18 protein-coding genes are annotated in these 20,663 nt (G+C 55.5%); 8 read left to right on the top strand and 10 right to left on the bottom strand.

Annotation, left to right across the window (positions count from 1 at the left end):
- Positions 1–2: 2 nt before the first annotated feature.
- The 6 genes from urtC (at position 3) to CIK78_RS03465 (ending at position 4,384) form a co-directional block, all read left to right on the top strand.
- Entirely contained in the window at positions 3–1,166 is a 1,164-nt protein-coding gene (gene urtC / locus CIK78_RS03440) for an urea ABC transporter permease subunit UrtC (protein WP_096277241.1), read from the top strand.
- Positions 1,163–1,999: an urea ABC transporter ATP-binding protein UrtD gene (gene urtD / locus CIK78_RS03445; RefSeq protein WP_096277243.1), complete on the top strand. Its 837-nt coding sequence runs from the start codon at positions 1,163–1,165 to the stop codon at positions 1,997–1,999. Before urtC ends, urtD begins: the two co-directional genes overlap by 4 nt.
- Positions 1,999–2,709, top strand: coding sequence for an urea ABC transporter ATP-binding subunit UrtE (gene urtE / locus CIK78_RS03450; protein ID WP_096277245.1), 711 nt, complete (start codon positions 1,999–2,001; stop codon positions 2,707–2,709). Before urtD ends, urtE begins: the two co-directional genes overlap by 1 nt.
- Positions 2,710–2,867: 158 nt before the next feature.
- Positions 2,868–3,212 carry a hypothetical protein gene (locus tag CIK78_RS03455; RefSeq protein WP_096277247.1) on the top strand — a complete coding sequence of 115 codons (345 nt, stop codon included), beginning with the start codon at positions 2,868–2,870 and terminating at the stop codon, positions 3,210–3,212.
- Between the two features lie 125 nt (positions 3,213–3,337).
- Entirely contained in the window at positions 3,338–3,778 is a 441-nt protein-coding gene (locus CIK78_RS03460) for a copper chaperone PCu(A)C (protein WP_096277250.1), read from the top strand.
- Positions 3,779–3,805: 27 nt separating this feature from the next.
- Positions 3,806–4,384, top strand: a complete 579-nt coding sequence (locus CIK78_RS03465; protein ID WP_096277252.1) for an SCO family protein — start codon at positions 3,806–3,808, stop codon at positions 4,382–4,384.
- Positions 4,385–4,487: 103 nt separating this feature from the next.
- Here CIK78_RS03465 and CIK78_RS03470 read toward each other — a convergent pair whose 3' ends face one another.
- The 9 genes from CIK78_RS03470 to CIK78_RS03510 all read right to left on the bottom strand — a co-directional run bounded on the left by CIK78_RS03470 (position 4,488) and on the right by CIK78_RS03510 (position 16,271).
- A complete protein-coding gene (locus tag CIK78_RS03470; protein ID WP_096277254.1) occupies positions 4,488–5,849 on the bottom strand; it encodes a PepSY domain-containing protein in 1,362 nt (453 codons plus the stop codon).
- Between the two features lie 107 nt (positions 5,850–5,956).
- On the bottom strand, positions 5,957–6,376 hold the full coding sequence (locus tag CIK78_RS03475) for a hypothetical protein (RefSeq protein WP_141393023.1): 420 nt from the start codon (positions 6,374–6,376) through the stop codon (positions 5,957–5,959).
- Between the two features lie 356 nt (positions 6,377–6,732).
- Positions 6,733–8,835, bottom strand: a complete 2,103-nt coding sequence (locus CIK78_RS03480) for a TonB-dependent siderophore receptor (protein ID WP_275542730.1) — start codon at positions 8,833–8,835, stop codon at positions 6,733–6,735.
- Between the two features lie 241 nt (positions 8,836–9,076).
- Positions 9,077–10,048 (bottom strand): siderophore ABC transporter substrate-binding protein, encoded by a 972-nt coding sequence (locus tag CIK78_RS03485; RefSeq protein ID WP_096277260.1) that lies wholly within the window; start codon positions 10,046–10,048, stop codon positions 9,077–9,079.
- Positions 10,045–10,821 (bottom strand): ATP-binding cassette domain-containing protein, encoded by a 777-nt coding sequence (locus CIK78_RS03490; protein ID WP_096277262.1) that lies wholly within the window; start codon positions 10,819–10,821, stop codon positions 10,045–10,047. The genes CIK78_RS03485 and CIK78_RS03490 overlap by 4 nt, the downstream gene beginning before the upstream one ends.
- On the bottom strand, positions 10,818–11,765 hold the full coding sequence (locus CIK78_RS03495; RefSeq protein ID WP_096277264.1) for an iron chelate uptake ABC transporter family permease subunit: 948 nt from the start codon (positions 11,763–11,765) through the stop codon (positions 10,818–10,820). Before CIK78_RS03495 ends, CIK78_RS03490 begins: the two co-directional genes overlap by 4 nt.
- Complete coding sequence (locus CIK78_RS03500; protein ID WP_096277266.1) at positions 11,765–12,706, bottom strand: iron chelate uptake ABC transporter family permease subunit; 942 nt, start codon at positions 12,704–12,706, stop codon at positions 11,765–11,767. The genes CIK78_RS03495 and CIK78_RS03500 overlap by 1 nt, the downstream gene beginning before the upstream one ends.
- Positions 12,706–14,466, bottom strand: a complete 1,761-nt coding sequence (locus tag CIK78_RS03505) for an ABC transporter ATP-binding protein (RefSeq protein ID WP_225734247.1) — start codon at positions 14,464–14,466, stop codon at positions 12,706–12,708. Before CIK78_RS03505 ends, CIK78_RS03500 begins: the two co-directional genes overlap by 1 nt.
- A gap of 2 nt (positions 14,467–14,468) precedes the next feature.
- Complete coding sequence (locus CIK78_RS03510; RefSeq protein ID WP_096277270.1) at positions 14,469–16,271, bottom strand: ABC transporter ATP-binding protein; 1,803 nt, start codon at positions 16,269–16,271, stop codon at positions 14,469–14,471.
- Positions 16,272–16,472: 201 nt separating this feature from the next.
- On the opposite strand from CIK78_RS03510, the gene CIK78_RS03515 reads away from it, so the two are divergent.
- A complete protein-coding gene (locus CIK78_RS03515) occupies positions 16,473–17,111 on the top strand; it encodes a TetR/AcrR family transcriptional regulator (RefSeq protein ID WP_096277272.1) in 639 nt (212 codons plus the stop codon).
- Positions 17,112–17,575: 464 nt separating this feature from the next.
- Positions 17,576–18,460, top strand: coding sequence for an urease accessory protein UreD (locus tag CIK78_RS03520; protein WP_096277274.1), 885 nt, complete (start codon positions 17,576–17,578; stop codon positions 18,458–18,460).
- 33 nt (positions 18,461–18,493) lie between these two features.
- Here the strand turns inward: CIK78_RS03520 and CIK78_RS03525 are convergent, their stop codons facing one another.
- Positions 18,494–20,635, bottom strand: coding sequence for a TonB-dependent siderophore receptor (locus CIK78_RS03525; RefSeq protein ID WP_096277276.1), 2,142 nt, complete (start codon positions 20,633–20,635; stop codon positions 18,494–18,496).
- Between the last annotated feature and the right edge of the window lie 28 nt (positions 20,636–20,663).

A 20,663-nucleotide genomic window follows, 5' to 3' on the forward strand; every position in this document is an offset into this window, starting at 1 on the left:
CGATGTCATTGACGACCGAATCATCGACCAATTTTTGGCTAACACGTCCGTTCAGCGAGCGCTCTACGCAGATTTTTTTAGGCGTGCTGGTCGCTGCGCTGGCGTTAGTCACGCTGCTACATGTGGCGATACCGCCGGAAAACCCGCTGCATATTGGCGCGTATACGGTCAATTTGTTCGGCAAGTACCTAAGCTATGCGCTGCTAGCGGTGGCAGTAGATTTAGTGTGGGGCTATCTGGGTATTTTGAGCCTGGGGCACGGTGCGTTTTTTGCTATTGGCGGCTACGCCATGGGCATGTACCTGATGCGCCAAATAGGTGATCGGGGTACCTACGGCCACCCGGTGCTGCCGGACTTTATGGTGTTTTTAAACTGGGACAGCCTGCCGTGGTTCTGGCAGGGCTTCGACATGGCCTGGTTTGCCTTTGCCATGGTGCTCTTGGCCCCCGGGCTGCTGGCGTTAGTGTTTGGCTTCTTGGCGTTTCGCTCGCGAGTGACCGGCGTTTACCTGTCGATCATTACCCAGGCGTTAACGTTTGCCTTAATGCTGGCGTTCTTTCGCAATGAGATGGGGTTTGGCGGTAACAATGGCTTAACCGACTTCCGCGAGCTGCTGGGATACAACCTGCGCAACAACGATACGCGCCTGGGCCTGTTTATCGCCACCGGGGTTGCGCTGGCGCTGGGCTATATTCTGTGCCGTGCCATAGTGACCAGCAAACTGGGCCGGGTCAGTATCGCTACGCGTGATGCCGAAGCACGTACGCGCTTTCTTGGCTACCGAGTCGAGCGCTTTCAGCTGTTTGTGTTTGTGGTGTCGGCGATGTTGGCAGGCTTGGCGGGGGCACTCTATGTGCCGCAGGTAGGGATCATTAATCCCAGCGAGTTTTCACCCATTTTCTCTATCGAAATTGTGCTGTGGGTGGCCCTAGGCGGTCGCGCTACGCTTTATGGCGCGGTGATCGGCGCTATTTTAGTCAACTACGCCAAAACGTTTTTTACCGGCGTCATGCCGGATGCGTGGCTGTTTGCGCTAGGGGCGATGTTTGTATTGGTCACGGTATTTCTGCCCAAGGGTGTGGCGGGGCTGTTTCGCCATATCAAGCGGCGTAAGCGCGACGATAATAGCGCCAAACCCACCGCGCCCAAGGAGGCTTCCGCATGAGCTTGCTGCAATCGCTAACTCAGCGTGATCGGGTGTTCGACTTTATGGCGCCGCAGGATTCACCGGTGGATGTGCGCCATGGTCCTATCCTGTATATGGAGGATGTCACCGTTAGCTTCGATGGCTTTAAAGCGATCAATAACCTCAATTTGACTATTGATGATGGCGAGCTGCGCTGCATTATCGGCCCTAACGGCGCAGGTAAAACCACCATGATGGATATTATTACCGGTAAAACGCGCCCTAATAGCGGCAGCGTTTGGTTTGGCAGCCGCCATAACCTGCTTAATATGAACGAGCCAGATATCGCAAGCTTAGGCATTGGGCGCAAGTTTCAAAAGCCCACGGTGTTTGAAGTGCTCTCGGTGTTTGAAAACCTGGAGCTTGCCATGTCGGCGGATAAGCGCATTTTTCCCACGCTCACCGCCCGCATGACCGGTGAGATTAAAGACCGCATCGATGAAGTGCTGGAAACTATCGGCTTGACGGCGCTACGCCACCAGCCCGCGGGTATCCTTTCCCACGGCCAGAAGCAGTGGTTAGAGATCGGCATGCTATTAATGCAGCGCCCGCGCTTACTGCTGGTGGACGAGCCAGTCGCCGGCATGACTGAGCAGGAGATGGAGCGCACCGCCGAACTGCTCACGGGGCTTGCTGGCAAGCAGTCCGTGGTCGTCGTGGAACATGATATGGGGTTTGTACGCTCGATTGCCCGCCAAGTCACCGTATTGCATCAGGGCAGCGTGCTGGCGGAAGGCACCATGGATCAGGTATCCAGTGATCCCAAAGTGATCGAAGTGTATTTGGGTGCTGATGATGATGAGGCCGCCTGATGTTAGCCATTGAAAAGCTCAACCAGTTTTATGGCGAAAGCCACACCCTTTGGGATTTAGACCTTGATGTGCCCGCCGGCCAGTGTACTTGCGTGATGGGCCGCAACGGCGTGGGTAAAACCACGTTGTTGAAAGCAGTGATGGGCGAAGTCGCGGTGAAAAGCGGTGCGTTACGCTACACACGCGGAGAGGCGGGTGAGATCGAACTAACCCAAAAAGCCGTGGAAGCGCGTTCGCGACTGGGAATTGGCTATGTGCCCCAGGGGCGGCAGATTTTTCCGCTACTGACCGTGGAAGAAAACCTGCGCACCGGCTTAGCGGCGCGTCGGGACGGGCTGAAGAAAATCCCCGAACGGATATACGAGCTGTTCCCCGTGCTGAAAGAAATGAAACACCGGCGTGGCGGCGACCTTTCCGGTGGCCAACAGCAGCAGCTCGCCATCGGCCGCGCGCTGGTGATTGCACCCCAACTGCTCATTTTGGATGAGCCGGGGGAGGGCATTCAGCCCAATATCGTCGCGCAAATTGGCCAGGTTATTCGTCAGTTGATCAATGAGGATGGTTTGACGGTGCTACTGGTCGAACAGAAGCTGCCCTTCGCCCGCAAGTACGCCGACCGTTTCGTGATCATGGACCGCGGTCGGCCGGTCGCCAAAGGCGAGATCAGTGAGCTTTCTAACGCGCTGATTAAACAGCATTTGACGGTATAACATGCTGAACGAGGCCTTTGAAATAGTCTAGTAGCGCTCCATTGGGTGTGGCAGATTGGCGCAATTGGCCACTCTCAATGGATAAATAGGCCTGCAACCGCTAGAGTCATTGTCAATGACGTTAACCTCAATGCGGACTACTGTTAAAAAGCCCACTTATGCGTAAAAACCGTCCCTTCATACTGCTTGTCGCCATTCCCCTTACCGCCATTGTCATTTTGGGCGGGCTCATCTTTGGCAGTCAGGCGATGTCTGATCAAAACCAAGAAGGTGATATTCAGCGAGCATTAGCGACGGCGACAGCGCTTGAAACGCCTGATGACGTGGAGCTTCAGTATTTGCAGAGTGTTAACTACGGTTACGGTGTGTGCGGCCTGTACAAAACGCCGTCAGCAGAAAAAGGTTTTGCGCCCTTCTTTTATGACACGACTAACCACGACCTCGTGCTCGATATTAATTCGCGTCGATATAAGTCGAACTGTAGCCTTGGCTCTCTGTGTTAATAGCGCTTATTGACTAACGCTTGGTTAGACCATGACGGCGTCTGCTGAGTTGTCAATGAGTGTCTAATCAGGCGGTTAATACCTTGCTGTCCACAACTTAACGTTAACAATAAGGGGAAGTTAAAATGCTAAACATGCGTACTAAAGCAGTCTGGGGACTCTTAGCGTTAGCGCTGTCGGCAGGCAGCGTGCAGGCTGCTGAACCTGAAGTCACCGACGCGAGGCTGAGTCTATTGCCCGGCGACTCACCTGGTGCTGGCTACTTTAATATTACCAATACAAGTGATGAACCGCTCACCTTGGTGGGCGCAGAAAGCGCTGCATTTCATATGACCGAAATGCACGTTAGCACCACTGAAAATGATATGGCGCGCATGGAGTCTGTTGAAAAAGTCGACGTCGCGCCTGGTGAGAGTTTTGCCTTTGCTCCCAAAGGTTATCATCTTATGTTCATGCACAGAGCTGAACCGTTGGAGCAAGGCGATGAAGTGGATGTGCTGCTTCACTTTGAAAATCAGCCAGAGCTGCCGGTTACCTTCACCGTCGTTGCTCCCGGATCAATGTAAGACAGTTCTTGTGATGGATGTTTAGCGATGATTAAAAGGCTATGTTTGTTTATCGGGCTATTGTTGCTAGTAGGATGTAGCGACGAAAGTTGGCGCACTAACGACGTCTCCGACATGCTGCCGGAACTTGATTTTGATTTAGTCAATGAAGATAGCGAGGCCGTCGATGAAACAGCCTATGCCGATAAAGCCACGCTGGTTTACTTTGGCTTTACGAACTGCCCTGATGTTTGCCCTATCATGCTAGCAACCGTTGCATCAGCCATACGGCAATTGGAGGAGGGTGATCGGGACAATCTACAGGTGTTGTTTATTTCGGTTGATCCTGAGCGTGACACGCCCAGCGTGCTGCAAACATATACCGATGCGTTTGGGCCCGAGTTTATCGGCCTGACCGGCGACAGAGCGGATATAGACGCGGTCGCTAACCGATATCGTATTGCCTACGAATACGGCGAAAAGGATGAGCACGGCAACTATGAGGTCACTCACTCCAGCGCCGTTTTTGCGTTTGATCGCCACGGTAAAGCAAAATTCATGATCCGCGACAGTGATTCGATGACGTCTATTGTTGCTGACCTTAAGAACTTGGCTTCAGGCTCCTGATAATGCGTTTTTAACCACGCCAGACGTGGTTGCTAAGGCACATGTTGAAATACCTTCCGGCCCTTATGCTAGTGATAGCATAAGGGCCGGAGCGTTATTGAGCTTAGCCTAGTCGTTTTTCCTGTCTTGGACGCACAATTAGCCAATCAAGCAGCAGCATAACGATCAGCGACGCGCCGACAAGCGGAAATAGCAGACCACCGATTGCCAAAATGGCAATCAACCCCCGGAAAACGCGTTTATCAGCCGGTAGTGGCGGTACGCCCATCGCGCGCGAGGGACGGCGCTTCCACCACATCACGCCAGCCGATACCGCCAGCAAGATAATCGCCATACAGACGGCCAGAAACAGCAGCTGATTAAATAACCCAAACTGCTGGCCCATATGCACGTTAATGCCAAATTCCAGCCAGCGACCCATGGGCCCGTAGTCGGCGTAGCTCATGTCGATCAAGCGCTCGCCAGTGTACTGGTCCAGATGCACTACGCGCTGTTGGCTAAGATCATTGGGGTAGACCGAGCCGGAGTACACCCCGGTTTCCGTGGCCGGCAGGCTGACCGCATAGCCGTGATGCAATCCCAATTCATCGAAGATGGTGACAGCACCGTCAAGGCCAATGCTCGTTGTCTGGCTTGGCCAGTGCGTGGATGTTGGAATTTGTGCCTGTTCGAGTGACCAGCTCGTCAGACTTTGCTCGTTTAAACGTGCCTCGGACATGGGCACTTCCACCCGTACACCGGCTGGATAGCCGAAATTGTTACCGTTAGCCCACTGATTAACCTGCGCGCCCCATACGCCTGACCAGGGCATGCCGGTAATGGCTAGAAAGACGATAAACCCGCCCACAAAAATACCCAGCACGGCATGCAGATCGCGCCAGAACACGCGTTTTTGGGGCTTGCCGCGCACGCTAATCACACCGCCCGCGCCTTTACGCCGTGGCCACCAAAGGTAAATGCCGGTGAGCACCAGCAGAATTGACCAGCCGCCGGCTATTTCAATCAGTTTGCGCGCCGTAGGGCCAAAGTATTTCAAACTGTGCAAATAGCGAACGGTCCACATTACCGTGCCGCGATCATCCAGCGCACCCAGCACATGGGCAGTATACGGGTCGACGTAAACCGCTAATCGCTCGCCCGCGGTTGTATTAACCGTGATTTCTGCCGAGCTTTCCGGCGTCGCGGGATCAGTGAATTTTACAGCGGTGCCGGGGTGTGCTGTCAGGGCCGCACTTACCAGCGAAGAGGGAGGGAGCGTCGCCTCTTGAACGGCCACGCGCTTCACGTCAGCGTGTATCAGTGCATCCAGTTCGTCTTTGAAAAGATATAGCCCGCCGGTGATCGCCAGGATAATCATAAAGGGCAACACTAAAAGACCGGCATAAAAATGCCAGCGCCAGACGGCGCGGTACAGGTCTAATGAGGCTTTGCGCCCAGCCTGTGGGGAAGAGGTAGTCGTCGACATCATCGTTTCCTGACGCGTTAGCTTGTTTCGCTAAGCGCCAATTGAATTTGCATAAGCAGCCGTCAGCCAAAAGCGATCTTTAGGCTGATAGGACGAAGAGAAATGGGCTATACAGGTTGCGAGAACGGCGGTGCGCGAGTAAGTGCGTGAGGGTAGGTATCACAGGACTGCGTGCCCTGAGCCGGTTGCGACAGCAGTCGTTCATGGGTGATGAACGCTTGCTGGCCGATCGCGGGAAGCAAGGCTTGGGTGGTCGGAAACTGCTGCCAGACAGCGCAGTAGCCACACTGATGAAACCAGTTAAATATTGGCTCTACTGTTTCAGCCTGGCCCGCATGATGGTGGTGGTCAGTGCTTGCTTGCGGCGCCGCGTGTTGATGATGGCCCCCGCCATGGTGACTAGATGGGTGGCTAGGTGGGTGGTGAGTGCCGTGATTAGCGTGATGTTGACCACCGGCTTGGTACTGCGAAATCAGCGGCCCGCCCAATAGGAGATGCATCGCCACAAACGCCATAAAAAGCGCCATGCGATACCAAAGAGTCCCTACTGAACGTGATAAATACATTTACTCGATACGCTTTGTTGGCCGTGTTGTGTTTTTTATATAGATTCTAGGATTTTAGCTGATGAGAGAGTGACAGTTGTGCGGTCAATTGCCACGTTGTGATAACCATTGCCAGGTAGGGAACTATTGGGCCGGGTTCGGAGTTGCCTGCAGTGCACCTGCGTCATGGGGCACAATGACGGTTGAAGTTATCCCCCTACGCCCGCTCGACGGGCGTAGGGGGGATGTTTTACGAGGTTAGTAGTGAAAAACAGCAGTGAAAATCAGTAGTGGACAACAGTAGCTGTTATGGCATCAGCATCGCTTGTTAAAGCTGTCTAGAAGTCCAGTGAGGCCGAAAACATAAAGGTGCGGGGGGCGCCTAATGCGAGGCTTGAGAGTTGAGGCATTGCCCAGTACGTTTTATCGGTCACATTGTTAACAGTGGCACGCAGTGTGAGTGGATAGCCGGAAAGGTTAGAGGCGTAGCGTGCGCCAACGTCATAAATAGTGTGTCCGGGGACTGATAGGGAGTTGTCACTATTAATGTACTGCTCTGACATTGCGGTGGCATTAGCGGTCAGTGTCAGCCCTGGTGCTGCGCGCAGATCCCATTCAGTGCCTAGCTTGGCTTGCAGGTTCGGTACGCCGGTTGCCTGATTACCTTGCTCTTCATCGCTCGCGGCGCGGGTGATTTCAGGATCGACATAGGCGATGCCACCCATCAGGCGCAGGTTGCTGATAGGAGTGCCGAAGAAGCTCCACTCTACTCCACGGTTCCGCTGCTCGCCCCCAACCGAGAAGGTATTGGTGACCAGATCGGTGTAGCTGCTGGGCCGCTTTATTTCATACAGGCTAAGCGTGTGTGAAAAATCACCCAGATCAAGCTTCACGCCAACCTCGTTCTGTTTAGTCGTGTAAGGCTCAAACACCTCACCCGCGTTAGCGGCACTCATAGGTGCTGTGGCCCCCTGACTGAGTCCCTCAATATAGTTGGCGTAGAGCGATACCTGGTCGGTGGCTCTGAAGAGTAGTGCTGCGGCGGGGGTGACCGCGCTTTCATCATAGCGGGAGATACGTTCGCCGGTTGCCACGCTGTAGGCATCGCTCACTACCTCCTGGCGTCGGGCGCCGAGCGTCAGTTGTATACGATCATCGGCAAACGAGAGCGTGTCTGCCAAGCCGTAGCTGTTTAAGCGTAGCTCTGTATGCATGATGTGCGGCGTGATGAATTCGGCAGCGGCGCCCCACTGCGGATCGTATAGGTTGGTGACCCAGTCCGCACCGGGGACAATTCTGCGGCCGTAGTCGTGCTGCTCATGCTCGTAATGGGTGGCATTGACGCTAATTGCGTGGCTGACGGCGCCGGTCTGGAAATGGCCGCGAAGCCCAACTTCCGCCGATGTTTTCTCGACATCGAAGGCGAGCTGACCAATGCTTGTGCGATAGTTGCCTTGATCATCAAGCACCTGGGCTAACATGGCACCGTTGTAGGTGTAGTTCGTTTCGCTTCGACCCATTGACGCGTACCCCATGATCTCGTCGGTAAAGTCGAATTCGCCACGCAATATGGCGCCCTTGTCTCGTGTGTCGGCAAAGGCCCAGTCCGGATTGATCAATGTATCGGAGTCGGGAGGCGTTGGAACTGCCAGGCCTGGGGCCAGGTTGATACCTCGAGCGGGGCCATCAATATGGTCGTCAGCACTGTACAAGTCAGCTGACAGTCGAGCTTGCTCACCGCGCCAGTCCAGCCCTAGAGAGCCCATTTGAACCCTTGGTTTCTGGTTGTCCACAGCACCCTCGCCGTCGCGGTATACGCCGTTAAAGCGAACGCCAAACTGCTGATCGTCACCCAGGCGTCGGCCGACATCAAGGTGCCCGCCAAGCTGAGCGTCGGACATATACGTGGTGGTGAAACGCGTCAGCGGTTCATCGCCAGCCCGCTTGGGAACCAGGTTAATGGCTCCACCAACGGAGCCACCTGGTGGCATCCCGCTGAGTAGTGCCGAAGGCCCCTTGAGCACCTCGATGCGCTCGAACATTTCTGGGGACGTGCGGTAGTAAGGGGCCATACCGGCCAGACCGCCGAACGTTACGTCACGTGTGCTGACGTCAAAACCACGGATCGAGTAGGTTTCGCTCCAGGCACTGGTGACGCCGTTGCTGAAGACACTCGGATCAGTCGCTGCAATCACATCGGTAATATTCTGAGCTTGTTGATCCTGGATGAAGCGGTCCGTATAGCTGATGGTATTGAAAGGCGTCTCCATAAAGTCTTTATTACCCAGAAAACCAGCCCTATTGCTGTAGGTGACTTGGCCGCCGGAATACGTATCGTTAACGGATGTCGCTTCTCCGTGTACGGTGATAGGGGCTAGGGCAGTACTACTGCGGGTCTCGGTCTCCTGGGCCTGTGCTAGAGCTTGTGAGGAAAGCAGCATGGCAGCACTCGCGCTCAGCGCCAGCGGAAAGGCGCTCCTGACGAGCGATAAAGGGCTTGAGCAAGAGGCGCAATGTGGCGCTCTCGTCGGCTGTAGGGGGCGGTGGTGGCAACGTAAGGGCATGTCGATCTCCATTTTTAAAGACAGAGGAACTACACCGCTTCAATTGAGCAACTGTTAAAAGGCTCAATGAAGCAGTCGATGAAAACGTTTTTTTTAGGTGCTCTGGGACGACGAGCCGCTAGTTCCGGTATCCGTCGATAATGTCATCCGCGATGATCGCCAGAGAGCTGACGCTGGCTGCGGTGACATACCAGGCTTCGGGGTCGACAAAGACCACCCGGTCCTTTCGCCAGGCGTTAGTTTGGCGTAACAGGGGGTTTGCCAGGCTGTCGGCACTCATGGTGGGCCGGTGCTCCATCACGGCAGTACGATCTACGACATAGATGATGTCGGGGTTAGCCTGCTGGATGAATTCGCTAGAGACCGGCTGGCCGTGCAGGCCGGTATCAATGTCAGGTGCGGCGGGTGCAACGCCTAGTTCGGTGAAGATGAAGCCGTAGCGTGACTGCATGCCAAAGGAGTGGAAGGCACCATTATTGTGCAGCAGGATAAGGGCTTTCTCAGGGCGGCCCTGGGTAACACGTCTGACTTCCTCGACGGTATGAGCCAGCTCGGCAACTCGCTGACGGGCCAACGCCTGTTTACCAAAGATCTGCCCAAGATCCATGAGATGATCCATGACAACGTCAATGTGGTTGGTCTGGCTGTTGCGGTAATCCACGTCGAAGTGCAGCGTGGGGGCGATCTGCGTCAGCTCGTCATAATCGTTGGCCTGTAATGACGTCATAAGAATGAGGTCAGGGTTAGCTCGATGCACTCGCTCAAGGTTAGGGCGTACGATAGCGCCCAGGTCTTCAATCGTCGGGTCGTCCCGGTACTTCTCCAGAAAATGGGGAATAAAGTCCTTTGGCATGCCCACCACCGGAACGTCCAACTGATCCAGAAAGTCGACTTCATTCATGTCCAATGCCGCTACCCGTTGTGGACGGTGATTGATCACAGTGCTGCCCAGCGCGTGGTGAATCGTGAGCGGTGTCATGGCCTCCTGTGCGGGCATGTCATTGGCTGAGGGTTGATCGCACCCTTGTAGCAACGCCACCAAGGCGAGTGGGAGAAAGCGTGCCAAGCGGTTGTTGAGAGATTGTTTCATTCCAGGTTTCCTGAGGGCTTGAAGTAATTACATAGATAGCCGCGTTCGTTATGGGCGATGTCGAACTTCAGGCCGTAAAGCTCACTCAAGCGCCGTTCGGTGATGACATCGGAGACGTTGCCATCGCAGTGCACGGCCCCGTCCTTCATGGCGACGATGTAATCGGAATAGTTGGCGGCGAAGTTGATGTCATGAACGACCAGGATGACCGTTCGTCCATGCTCATCGCAGAGGCGGCGAAGCGCCTGCATGATCTGAACGGCATGTTTGATATCGAGGTTATTCAGTGGCTCGTCGAGCAGTAGGTAATCGGTCTGCTGTGCAATGGTCATGGCCAGGAACGCCATCTGGCGCTGGCCGCCGCTGAGCTCATGCAGATAAGCACCGCGTAGTGTCGTCAGCGATAGAAACGACAGGGCGTCGTCAATCACACGATGGTCATGCCGAGTGAGCGTGCCACGGCTATAGGGAAAGCGGCCAAAGGCCACCAACTCCTCGACGGTCAGGCGTAGATTGAACTCAGGCGTCTGGCGCAGTGTGGCCACCTGCTTGGCATACTCACTGATGGGAATGCGCGTTACCTGGGAGCCGTCGAGTCGAATATCCCCACGAGTGGGCTTAAGCAGTCTCGCGAGCATCATCAGCAGCGTCGTCTTGCCCGCACCATTAGGGCCCACCAAGGACGTTAACTGTCCTGATGGAAAGCAGAGATTGACCGCCGATAGCACCGAACGGTCGCCGTAGGTTTTATGAAGGTCTTGAACCGTGATCATGCTGCGCCCCGCTTACGCACCATCAGCGAAAGGAAGTAAGCCCCACACACAAGGTTGACGAGGATGCCGACGGTGGTTGTGTAGTTGAAGAGATGTTCGACCAGCAGTTGGGCGAGGATGAAAAGGGCAATGGCGATGGCACAACCCAACGGCAGCGTGACCCGATGACGGTAAGTCCCGGCAAGCGCATAGGCGGTATTGGCCACGAAAATGCCCATGAACGCCGTAGGGCCAAGCAAGCTGGTCGATACAGCCACCAGCGCGGCGATCAGAAAGAGCTGGCGCTGCACGCAGCGTCGATAATCGATGCCAAGCGATATGGCCTGCTCTCTGCCCAGCAAGAGCACATCGAGCATTGGGAGGCTTTTCAGGCCCACCAGGCAAATCGTGGCCACGATCAGCGTGGCGTAGAGCAGTTGTGTGGCGTTGGCGTTACCGAAAGTGGCTTGGCTGTAACCCATCAGAATGGAAAACTCACCTGGGCTCATCTTAAGCTGAACGAACTGGGTGAACGTGGTAATGACCATTGTCAGTACCAGTCCTACCAACAGCAGGAAATAGACATTGTCTCTGTCGTCTCTAAACAGCCAGCGATGCAGCGTCCAGGAGTAGCCAAGCATCAGCAGGATCGAGAGTGCGGCGTTGCCGTGCTCGCCGAGTACCATCAGGCTGTGAGTGCCCAGCATCAGCATCAACAAGGTCTGAAACAGCAGATAGACGGCCTCATAGCCCATGATGGCAGGCGTTAATATCCGGTTACCGGTAAGGCTCTGAAACGTAATGGCGGACCAGGCGACACAGATGCCACCGATCACCATGGTGGCCAAGCGTTCAAGTCGTTTCGGGATCACATACTCGAAGTCGAAACCGGAGCGTACGAAGACAAAAGCGAGCGCAAGAGCGATCACTGCCGCCCAAACGGTGTGGCTAGCTTTGATAGTCATCACTGTGCCCTCCTGACAATCAGGATCAGAAACAGCACTCCTCCGACACAAGCCGACGTTAAGCCGATGGGCACTTCAAAGGGATAGATCAGCAGGCGTCCCGCAATGTCGCAGGCCAGCAGCAGGGTTGCCCCCGACAGTGCTACGGCGGGTAGAGTGCGAGCCAGGTTATCGCCGTAGTACAGCGCCACCAGATTGGGAATCACTAATCCGACAAAGGGGATGGCACCCACGGCGATGACCGTGACCGAGACAGTAATGGCCACCAGCATCAGTCCAATGGCAGAGGTGACGAGATAGTTCACGCCTAAACTCGTCGCCATCTCTTCGCCCATGCCCAGTACCGTGAAGCGATGAGCGTAGACGTAGGCGAGTATAACGACCGGCAGAATAAGGTAGATAATTTCGTAATGACCCTGGACGATCTTCGAAAAATCTCCCAGCAGCCAGCCCTGCATGCTTTGCAGGATGTTATGGCGGTAGGCGTAGAACTCGGCGAGGGCGCTTAGTACGCCGCCGTACATCAAACCGATGACGGGAATCAGCACCGTGTTGATGAACTTGATGCGGCGAACGATAGCGATAAAGATAACATTCGCAGCGAAGCAGAAGAGCAGGGCGGCAAGCATTCGTGATCCAACGCCAGCCGTAGGCATTAGTGGCAGCGATACGAGAATGCCCAGTTTGGCGGCATCAAGCCCACCCGAGGTGGCGGGCTCCACGAACTTATTGCGCACGATATGCTGCAGAATCACACCGCAAATCGCGAGGCCCACTCCGGTCAATGACACCGTAATCAGGCGTGGCAGCCGGCTGGCCATCAGCGTCAACCAAGCATCATCCGACAGGGTGATGAGTTGGTAACCGCTTATCTGCCGCGCGCCGACCAGTAATGATATCCCGCACAGCAATACAAACAGGAGAGGCAAATACACGCGCATCACTGTGAGGTTTCTCGCGTTTTATCCGGGGTGATGCGCCATCCTTTGGCGGTTTGGCGTTGGCCAAGGAACGTGGCGTATCGCCCCTGCTGAGCGAGCAGTTCATCGGGCGCGCCTTGCTCAATGATACGCCCCTCATCTAGCACGATGATCTGGTCAGCCATGCTCACAGTAGAGAGTTGGTGGGCGATCACCAAGAGCGTACGTTGGCCTCTCAGTCGCACCAGCGCCTGGGTAATGATGGCCTGATTTTCCGCATCCAGTGCGGCTGTCGCTTCATCCACCAGCAGAATGGGCGCATTCTTAATGAGGGCACGGGCGATGGCGATACGCTGCCGCTCGCCGCCGGAAAGGCGGGTGCCTGCTTCGCCCACCGGGGTGTCCAATCCTTGGGGCAGGCGTTCGACGATCTCGATGACACCGGCTAGACGCGCGGCTTCCATCAGTGCGGCATCGCTGGCTTCGGGGCATCCAAAGCGAATATTGTCAGCAATGCTGCCAGCAAACAGGTAGCTCTCCTGAAAGATCTGACTGACTTGGTTCGCCAGCTGGGTGCTCGACATATCGCGCACGTCTACGCCGCCGACGAGCACACTACCGTGATCTGCATCGAAAAACCGCGCTACCAGTCGTGCCAGGGTGGTCTTGCCTGAACCTGACTCGCCGATCAATGCGGTCATGCTACCGGGCGTGATAGATAGGCTAACCCCGTTGAGCACATCGGGCTCATGCGGCGCATAGCGAAAGCGGACAGCTCTCAATTCGATGGAGGCGTCACGCGGCGGCTGAGGGGCGGTGGGCTCGGCTAAGGGGGGCGCGTCGAAAATCGACTGGATCTCTTCGAGTTGCCCTCTTGCACTGCGCAAAATGTCGCTATGTTGAGCGACATCCAGCAGCGGCTCGACGAACCGGCTTACCAGTACCAGCGCAATGATGACACTGATGATGCTCGCTGCCGTCAGCGATCCTTCTAGAAGCGTATTGATCCACAGGGTCGTGACGATCAGCAGTACGGCAAAGACTGTCTGTACTGCCCAGGCATTGAGCAGCGCCGAAAGTGCCGAGAGGCAAGCCAGCCTGGTTCCCGAACGCTGCTGTTGTTGCATGGCCTGTTCCAAGAAGCGCGTGCTGTGGTTGTTGCCACTAAAGGCGCGTAAGACGGCCTGGGCACTGGCGAACTCAACCATGCGCTGACTGGTATCGGCAAAGTGTTGCTGGAAGGCTCTGTCGGCATGCCGGGCAAGCTTAGCGGTGAGTAATAAAACCCCCAACAGCAGCGGCAGTGCGACCAGCGCTGCAATGCCCAGCGGTGTATGCAACACCAACAGCGCGGCAAGCAGGACGATAGGCGTGACAAGCCCGCTGATTACCGGTGTAAAGACGTGGGCAGGAAGCTGAGCCACCGCCATCATACCCTGCGTGGTGGCATGGCTAAGTCGCGCGGTGTTCGTCGCGGTAAACCAGCCGACCGGCAGGTGCGCGACGTGTTCGCCAAGGCGATGGCGACCCGACTGCAAGATGGCGACGCCGACACGGACGCCTGCCTGCTCCACGTGCCATCGCACGCCCCAACAGACCAGGATGCCGAAAAGCAGCGCTGCCAGCCATGCGGTGGCCACGCTGAGTTGGCCGATCAGGAGGTAATTGAGAAGCGGAATAAGGGCCAAGATGGTCAGACCGCTTAGCACACCATAGACAATGGCCAGCCCGAGATAGCGACGTAAAAGCGCGGTGTCGTCGCCAAGCAGTTGATTGAGCATTTTCAGCACGCTGCCACCTTCGATTCCAGTGAGTTTGTTATCTCTTCCAGTGCCCAAAGGCGAGCATAAAGACCCTTGCTGGCTAGCAGTTGGTCGTGATCGCCTTGCTCAGCGACCTTGCCGTCATCGAGTACCAGAATGTGGTCGGCGTGCATAATCGAATTTAGGTGATGCGAAATAATCACAAGCGTGCGCCCCTGGGTTAAACGCGAAAGTGCCTGCTGAATGGCCAGTTCGTTGCTGGCGTCAACGGCTGCTGTCGCCTCGTCCAGCACCAATAGAGGCGGATCAAGTAATATGGCGCGGGCGATACTGACACGCTGCTGCTCGCCACCTGACAGTTGAATATCCTCGCCAACAATCGAGCGATAGCCTTGAGGGAGCGCTGCAATACGTTCGTGAATATTCGCCGCGCGAGCGGCATCCTCGATTTCCTGTTGGCTGGCCGAAGGTCGGCCCAACGCAATGTTGTCACCAATGCTGGCATGGATAAGACGCACGTCTTGCAGAACAAAACCAATACGCTGGTAGAGCGTTGACATCTCAAGATGGCGCAGATCCACCCCGCCTAACGTAATGCGCCCATGGGTGGGGTCAAAAAAGCGCAGCATCAGCCGTGCCAGGGTGGACTTGCCCGCACCAGATGGGCCAACAATTGCCGTCACGCTGCCAGGTGCAAGCGTAAAGTGAAGGTTAGATAGCCCGTTTTGAGCGTTGTCATAGACGTAACTGACGTTTTCAAAGCGTACTTCATGGTTGTTTGGGAGCTGGCGCTCATCAGGGGGGATTGATGACAGCACCGGCGTTTCAAGCAGTGCCATGACGCGCTGGGCGGCGCCAACGGCACTGCCTAAGTCGTGCAGCAAAGTATGCAGTAGCAGTAACGGAGCGCAGATGCCGGGTGCTACCAGAATGAAGGGCACCAGATCGACCGGTTCTGACCAGCCATTGGCGACGCAAAATATGCCAAACGTGAGCGTCAGACCCAATATCGTCCCCGTTGTCACCATCGCATGGACATGCGCCATAGAAGCGACCAGAGGGCGGGTAAATTGCTCAAAGGCATGAGCAAAACTATCCACGGCGGCTTGGTAGCCACGATAGGCTTGTCCGGTGGTACCGAAGGCCTTGACGACGGGAATGCCACAGACAAATTCATTGATGGCGTTATTCATGCGCTCAAGCTGGGCAATAAACTCACCCATATTGGCTTTGCCGGCTTGCATCAGCCGGCGCAGGAAAAGAAAGAAACCGGGCAGCGGCAGTAACGTAATCACGGCGATTTTCCAATCCAGCGCGAGCAGGTAGATCACCGAGATCAGTAAGGCGCCAAGCACGCGTCCTACCGCCGTGTAAAAGTGCGCGGTCAGGCTGTGCAGCGTCGCAATATCGTCTTGCATCGCCTGTTTTACATCGCCGGATGCACGGCTGGTAAACCAGCCAAGCGGTGCTTGGGACAAGCGCCGCATAACAGCCAAGCGTAACTGGTAGGTGAGTTGGTTATCCGCCAGATGCGCGACCAGCTCGCCCAGGAACATGCACCCCATGCCGACGAAAAGGCTCGCGACGCTGGCGGCTACCACCCAGCCGATTTCACGCATGCTGGCGGTTGATAACGTCCAGGCGGCGCCTGGGTCAGACACAGGAATCTTGGCGATATGTGCCATACCGGCAAGCGGCACCATCGTTAATATCGTGCCGATGCCCGCCAGCATTGCCGCGGCAAAAAGCCGTGTGCGTATAGGGGCCAGCACTTGGCTGATGGGGCTCTTACCTTGGGATTTCGATGTATCGTGCGTGCTCATGAAGCGTTAGTACTCGGCCATAGGGGGTTATCGAACCTGCATAGCAGCAATCTGTAACGAGAATTAGTCGCGTTTAGTTAGGCTAATAGATAATTAGTTTCATGGCAATAAACTAATTAATATAATTGCATGTCAATCAACTAATTGACCCTAAGGTGAGTGAGTGGCTAGATAGGGGACGTCAGCGATCAAGGATGCAATATGACAACGCAACAGCCAGTTAAAGCACGCGGGCGGCCGCCTACCATCACGCTTGAGCGTATTGCCAATGCGGGTATCGAAATCGGTCTGCCCAACATCACCTTTGTTGGGGTGGCCAGCGCGCTAGGCATCAGCCATATGGCGCTGTATAAGCACGTGACGAATCTCAAGGCGCTGAAGAGGTTGGTGGCCGAAGAGATTTTTCGACGCTGGAGCATTCCGCGCGCTCGTCGAGAGGAATCCCAAGCGCTTCAGGCGTATCTGTTCACCTTTGCCATGTCGATAGCCGAGTTTGTCAAAGCGCACCCAGGCCTAACGCCCTACGTAATCCGTCGCTTGGCGGCGACCCAGCCCATGATTGAAAAAATCCATGCGCACCAAGCGCATATTGCGGAGGTCTATGAGATTTCCCAGGCCCAGGCGCGTTGGCTGCTTGCGACGGTCGCCTTTCACTGTTTTGCCGTGGCAGACACGATTTACTCGGTGATAGGACAGGCGCCTGATGACGCGGTAGATCGTGCTGAAGAAGAGGCGGAAATGGAGATTGATCTAGCGCAAGGTATGCAGGCGCTGATTACCGGCGCGCTAGTTATACTGACCGAAAACTCACTTGAGGAAGCTCACCATTCCGCCCTTTGAGAGCCGGTAAAATGGTTAGGCCAGAGTCGCTAAGCAGAGTCGCCAAGTAGAGCCGCGTCCTGCGGGCTAGGCTTTGTACGAAAAGTCGGCGAGCGAAGGCAGTTTTCGTACAGAGCCTAATGTCACGTTTGCAAGGTGATGTCTAATACGTTGCCCACACCTCTCTCCAATACCTGGCTCCTTCACTCCCTTGCGGCAGAGCGGTTGTCTAGCCGCGTTATCCCCTTTAATCGATATATTTACCTGCTTATGCAGCCCCGTTGGCAGCATAAGCAGCGCCTGTACGTTCTTGTTTGGTGCAAATTGTTATTTTTTTGATCTTTTGTGGTGCATTGAAAATTTTTAGGTGTAGGGAGAAATTGTTTAAGTCATTGTCTTAGAGCTGGAAAATAATTTTTCACCATTTTGGCGCATTAATTGCACTACTTAGCTAACGGCTTACTGAAAGGAAGCGATAGCTAATTATGATGCTATGCGATATCGCAAAATCTCCCCTTGCCTCTGGCCACCGCTTTGATCAAGGCCGCCACTGGGCGGCTTCGTTGGACTTACGTTTTGCCCAGCGCGACGGCGTTACCCGCATGGTACAGGCGCGCCACCAAGGCCCGCTGCGGGTGCAACGGCCGTTTTACCCAGAAGGCCGAAGTGAGGCGTGCCATGTGTACGTGCTTCACCCACCGGGCGGACTGGTGAGTGGCGATGCGCTTACCATTAGTGCTCATGTAGAGAGCGGTGCCCATGCGCTGCTGACGACTCCGGCTGCCAATAAACTCTATAAAGCCGACAGCCAAGGCGTTGCCTGGACTCAACATACCCAGCTAAGCGTGGAAGATAACGCGATTCTGGAATGGCTGCCCCAAGAAACCATCGCCTTTGATGGCTCGAAAGGTGAGCAGCGCACGCATATTGCCCTACACGGCAGTGCTCGCTGCTTAGGTTGGGAAATGATGGCGCTGGGGCGCCCGGCAAGCAATTTGCCCTACGTTTCGGGGCGCATTGAACAACACTTTCGGCTCACGCTAGATGGCAAACCGCTGTGGTTAGAGCGCCAGCCGTTAGACCCGCTACACCCACGCTTTGCGGGGCGCTGGGGGCAAGGTGGTGCGACCGTACAAGCTACCCTCTGGGCGGTAGGTATTGCTGATGCACCTGCCGCTATTGATGCCCTGCGCGAGGCGTTGCCGGATAACCCTCGTTGGGCCGTCACCGTGCGTTACGGCGTACTGCTGCTGCGCTACTTGGGTCATTCACGCAATGAAGCCTGGTCGCTGTGCGAGCAGGCCTGGCGGCTACTGCGTCCGCGTTGGATTGAGCGTGAAGCGCATACGCCGCGTATCTGGTTAACCTAGGGCTGTGGTGGACACAACCCTAACGGCCGGTTCTTACCAATCCCAGTTCAATGAAACGGTGGCACTACGCGGTTCGCCCAGCCAGTACTGGCTATAAAAGCCAATTTGCTCGTAGTAATCCTTGTCGAAGAGATTATTGACGTTTAGCTGAGCGTTCAGATTGTCATTGAAGCGGTATCTGGCCATCAGGTCGGCAACAGCATAAGCATCCTGGCCGACCTGCACACTACCGTTCGGGCTAGAGGCAGCGCGCGAGATATCACTTTGCCAGCGCACGCCACCGCCCACGGTCAGGTCGTGCCATGTGCCCGGCAACTGGTAGGCGGTAAACAGCTTAAGCTGCTGGCGCGGGTGGGACGTATTGGTGCGTTCTCCCTGGGCCGTTTCTGCCTGCGCTAAGGTGTAGCTCGCGCTCAGGTTCCAGCCAGGCTGCACCTCACCGATGAGTTCCAGCTCCAGCCCGTTAACTTGATTACCATCAATGCTTCGGTTTGCCTGTGTACCGGGCTGGCCGATAACCTCTACGCCCGGGATCGCTTCAGCGGCGTTATTTTGCTCTGTTCTGAACACGGCGACACTGGCATCCAGCTGGTCTCGCAGCAAGCTGGTTTTAGCGCCGATCTCATAGCTACGCCCCTGCAGAGGATCCAGCAGTGAGCCGTCTTCAAAGCGAGCGTTCTGAGTCTGAAAAATTTCTGTAGCGCTCGCGTATAGCGAGGTATGCTCGGTCACGTCATAAACAAGGCCTGCATAGGGCGTTAGCTCGTTGCTATAGCGATATTGCCGCTCATCGCCGAAGTAGTTTTGATCCAGCTCCCAGTCACTCAGGCGTGCGCCGACAATCAGGCTCAGCGGGTCACTGAGTGAAAAGCGTGAGACCACATAGCCGCCGCTTTGAGTGACGCGCATGCTATCAGCGTTAGCAAAATCTCCCCATGCGGGCTTGGCAACCACGCTGTCGCGCCAGTTGAAGAAGCTACCGGCATCCGGCGCTGCACCCGCGGGTGACGCGGTCAAAATATCGAAATCGTCCTCGTTATACATCCAGCCTATGCCCAGCTCATGCTGGCGCCCCAAGAGGCCAAAATTGCCCTCTGCGGAGAGATTGACCGTTTGCTGAGTACGGTTGCCGCGGTAGTTCAAGTAAGAACTCGACATGCCAAGGCCGGTATCTCGGTCGGGGTAGCCGCCACGGTATAGGTACTGCATGCCGTAGTTACCGTCGTTATGGCTGTAGGCCGCCCGCAAGGTCCAGCCGTTATCCAGCGTGTGGCTGAGGTCTGCAAACGCGCGCGTGGTTTCGTTATAGAACGTTGACCAGGCGGTATTGTTAGAGGCACTGCGATCAAAGTCGGTGCGGTCGCCATCGGCGTAAAAAACGGGCACGCCAGAGCCCATGCCATCAGAGTCATTGCGCTGGTATTCAACGCCTGCCGTTAACTGCGTCGCAGACGACAGTTCACTGCTGATCACGCCATATAACGTGTCGTGATCATCTCCCTGGTGGCTAATAAAGCTGTCATTGCGATCTTTGGCAGCGACAAAGCGGATGCCCGTCGTGCCATCGCTGGTTAACGGTGTCGAGACATCAGCGCTTATCCGGCGTCGATCCCATCGCCCTATGCTGGTAGAAAGCGAGATTGCCGCGTCAGGCAGCGGGCGTTTGCGGATAAAATTCACGCTCGCAGAGGGGTCGCCTGCACCCGTCAAAAGCCCCGTCGCGCCGCGTACTACTTCCACACGGTCATAGATAGCAGCATCCCAATCTGTATCCCCAAAATTCCAGAAATTGTTGATGGGAATGCTCAGCCCATCGAACTGAAAGCTGCGAATCGTGAAGCCGCGTGCGGAATAGCTCATACGGTTACTATCGGCACGACTGGGTGAAACGCCAGGTACCTGAGCGAGCACGTCACCGCTGGTTTGTAATGCTCGGTCATCAATCTGCTGGCGGGTAATGATGCTAACGGATTGCGGCGTTTCACGAGGCGTCAGCGACAAGCCCGTTGCACTACGGCTAGCCGGCACCGTGTATCGCTGCGTGCTTTCGCTATTATCGGCAAGCCGCTCTCCGGTAACGACAAGATTGTTGAGCGTCTCCTTTGCATCCGCCAATGCGTGAAGGGGATATGCCAGTAATAAAGCAGTGAGCGTTAGACGGGGAAAAGATGGCATCGGTTATTCTTCTCAAGTGAATTTTTTA

The sequence above is a fragment of the Halomonas sp. JB37 genome (assembly GCF_002332255.1).
In the GTDB taxonomy this organism is placed as follows: Bacteria; Pseudomonadota; Gammaproteobacteria; order Pseudomonadales; family Halomonadaceae; genus Vreelandella; species Vreelandella casei.

What these genes read in the sequence shown, in the direction of transcription:
- CIK78_RS03500 (WP_096277266.1), bottom strand. Translation starts at nt 12,706, where the DNA reads ATGCGCGTGTATTTGCCTCTCCTGTTTGTATTGCTGTGCGGGATATCA.
- urtD (WP_096277243.1), top strand. Translation starts at nt 1,163, where the DNA reads ATGAGCTTGCTGCAATCGCTAACTCAGCGTGATCGGGTGTTCGACTTT.
- CIK78_RS03490 (WP_096277262.1), bottom strand. Translation starts at nt 10,821, where the DNA reads ATGATCACGGTTCAAGACCTTCATAAAACCTACGGCGACCGTTCGGTG.
- CIK78_RS03525 (WP_096277276.1), bottom strand. Translation starts at nt 20,635, where the DNA reads ATGCCATCTTTTCCCCGTCTAACGCTCACTGCTTTATTACTGGCATAT.
- CIK78_RS03480 (WP_275542730.1), bottom strand. Translation starts at nt 8,835, where the DNA reads ATGCTGCTTTCCTCACAAGCTCTAGCACAGGCCCAGGAGACCGAGACC.
- CIK78_RS03465 (WP_096277252.1), top strand. Translation starts at nt 3,806, where the DNA reads ATGATTAAAAGGCTATGTTTGTTTATCGGGCTATTGTTGCTAGTAGGA.
- urtE (WP_096277245.1), top strand. Translation starts at nt 1,999, where the DNA reads ATGTTAGCCATTGAAAAGCTCAACCAGTTTTATGGCGAAAGCCACACC.
- urtC (WP_096277241.1), top strand. Translation starts at nt 3, where the DNA reads ATGTCATTGACGACCGAATCATCGACCAATTTTTGGCTAACACGTCCG.
- CIK78_RS03510 (WP_096277270.1), bottom strand. Translation starts at nt 16,271, where the DNA reads ATGAGCACGCACGATACATCGAAATCCCAAGGTAAGAGCCCCATCAGC.
- CIK78_RS03520 (WP_096277274.1), top strand. Translation starts at nt 17,576, where the DNA reads ATGATGCTATGCGATATCGCAAAATCTCCCCTTGCCTCTGGCCACCGC.
- CIK78_RS03475 (WP_141393023.1), bottom strand. Translation starts at nt 6,376, where the DNA reads ATGGCGCTTTTTATGGCGTTTGTGGCGATGCATCTCCTATTGGGCGGG.
- CIK78_RS03505 (WP_225734247.1), bottom strand. Translation starts at nt 14,466, where the DNA reads ATGCTCAATCAACTGCTTGGCGACGACACCGCGCTTTTACGTCGCTAT.
- CIK78_RS03515 (WP_096277272.1), top strand. Translation starts at nt 16,473, where the DNA reads ATGACAACGCAACAGCCAGTTAAAGCACGCGGGCGGCCGCCTACCATC.
- CIK78_RS03455 (WP_096277247.1), top strand. Translation starts at nt 2,868, where the DNA reads ATGCGTAAAAACCGTCCCTTCATACTGCTTGTCGCCATTCCCCTTACC.
- CIK78_RS03470 (WP_096277254.1), bottom strand. Translation starts at nt 5,849, where the DNA reads ATGTCGACGACTACCTCTTCCCCACAGGCTGGGCGCAAAGCCTCATTA.
- CIK78_RS03460 (WP_096277250.1), top strand. Translation starts at nt 3,338, where the DNA reads ATGCTAAACATGCGTACTAAAGCAGTCTGGGGACTCTTAGCGTTAGCG.
- CIK78_RS03495 (WP_096277264.1), bottom strand. Translation starts at nt 11,765, where the DNA reads ATGACTATCAAAGCTAGCCACACCGTTTGGGCGGCAGTGATCGCTCTT.
- CIK78_RS03485 (WP_096277260.1), bottom strand. Translation starts at nt 10,048, where the DNA reads ATGAAACAATCTCTCAACAACCGCTTGGCACGCTTTCTCCCACTCGCC.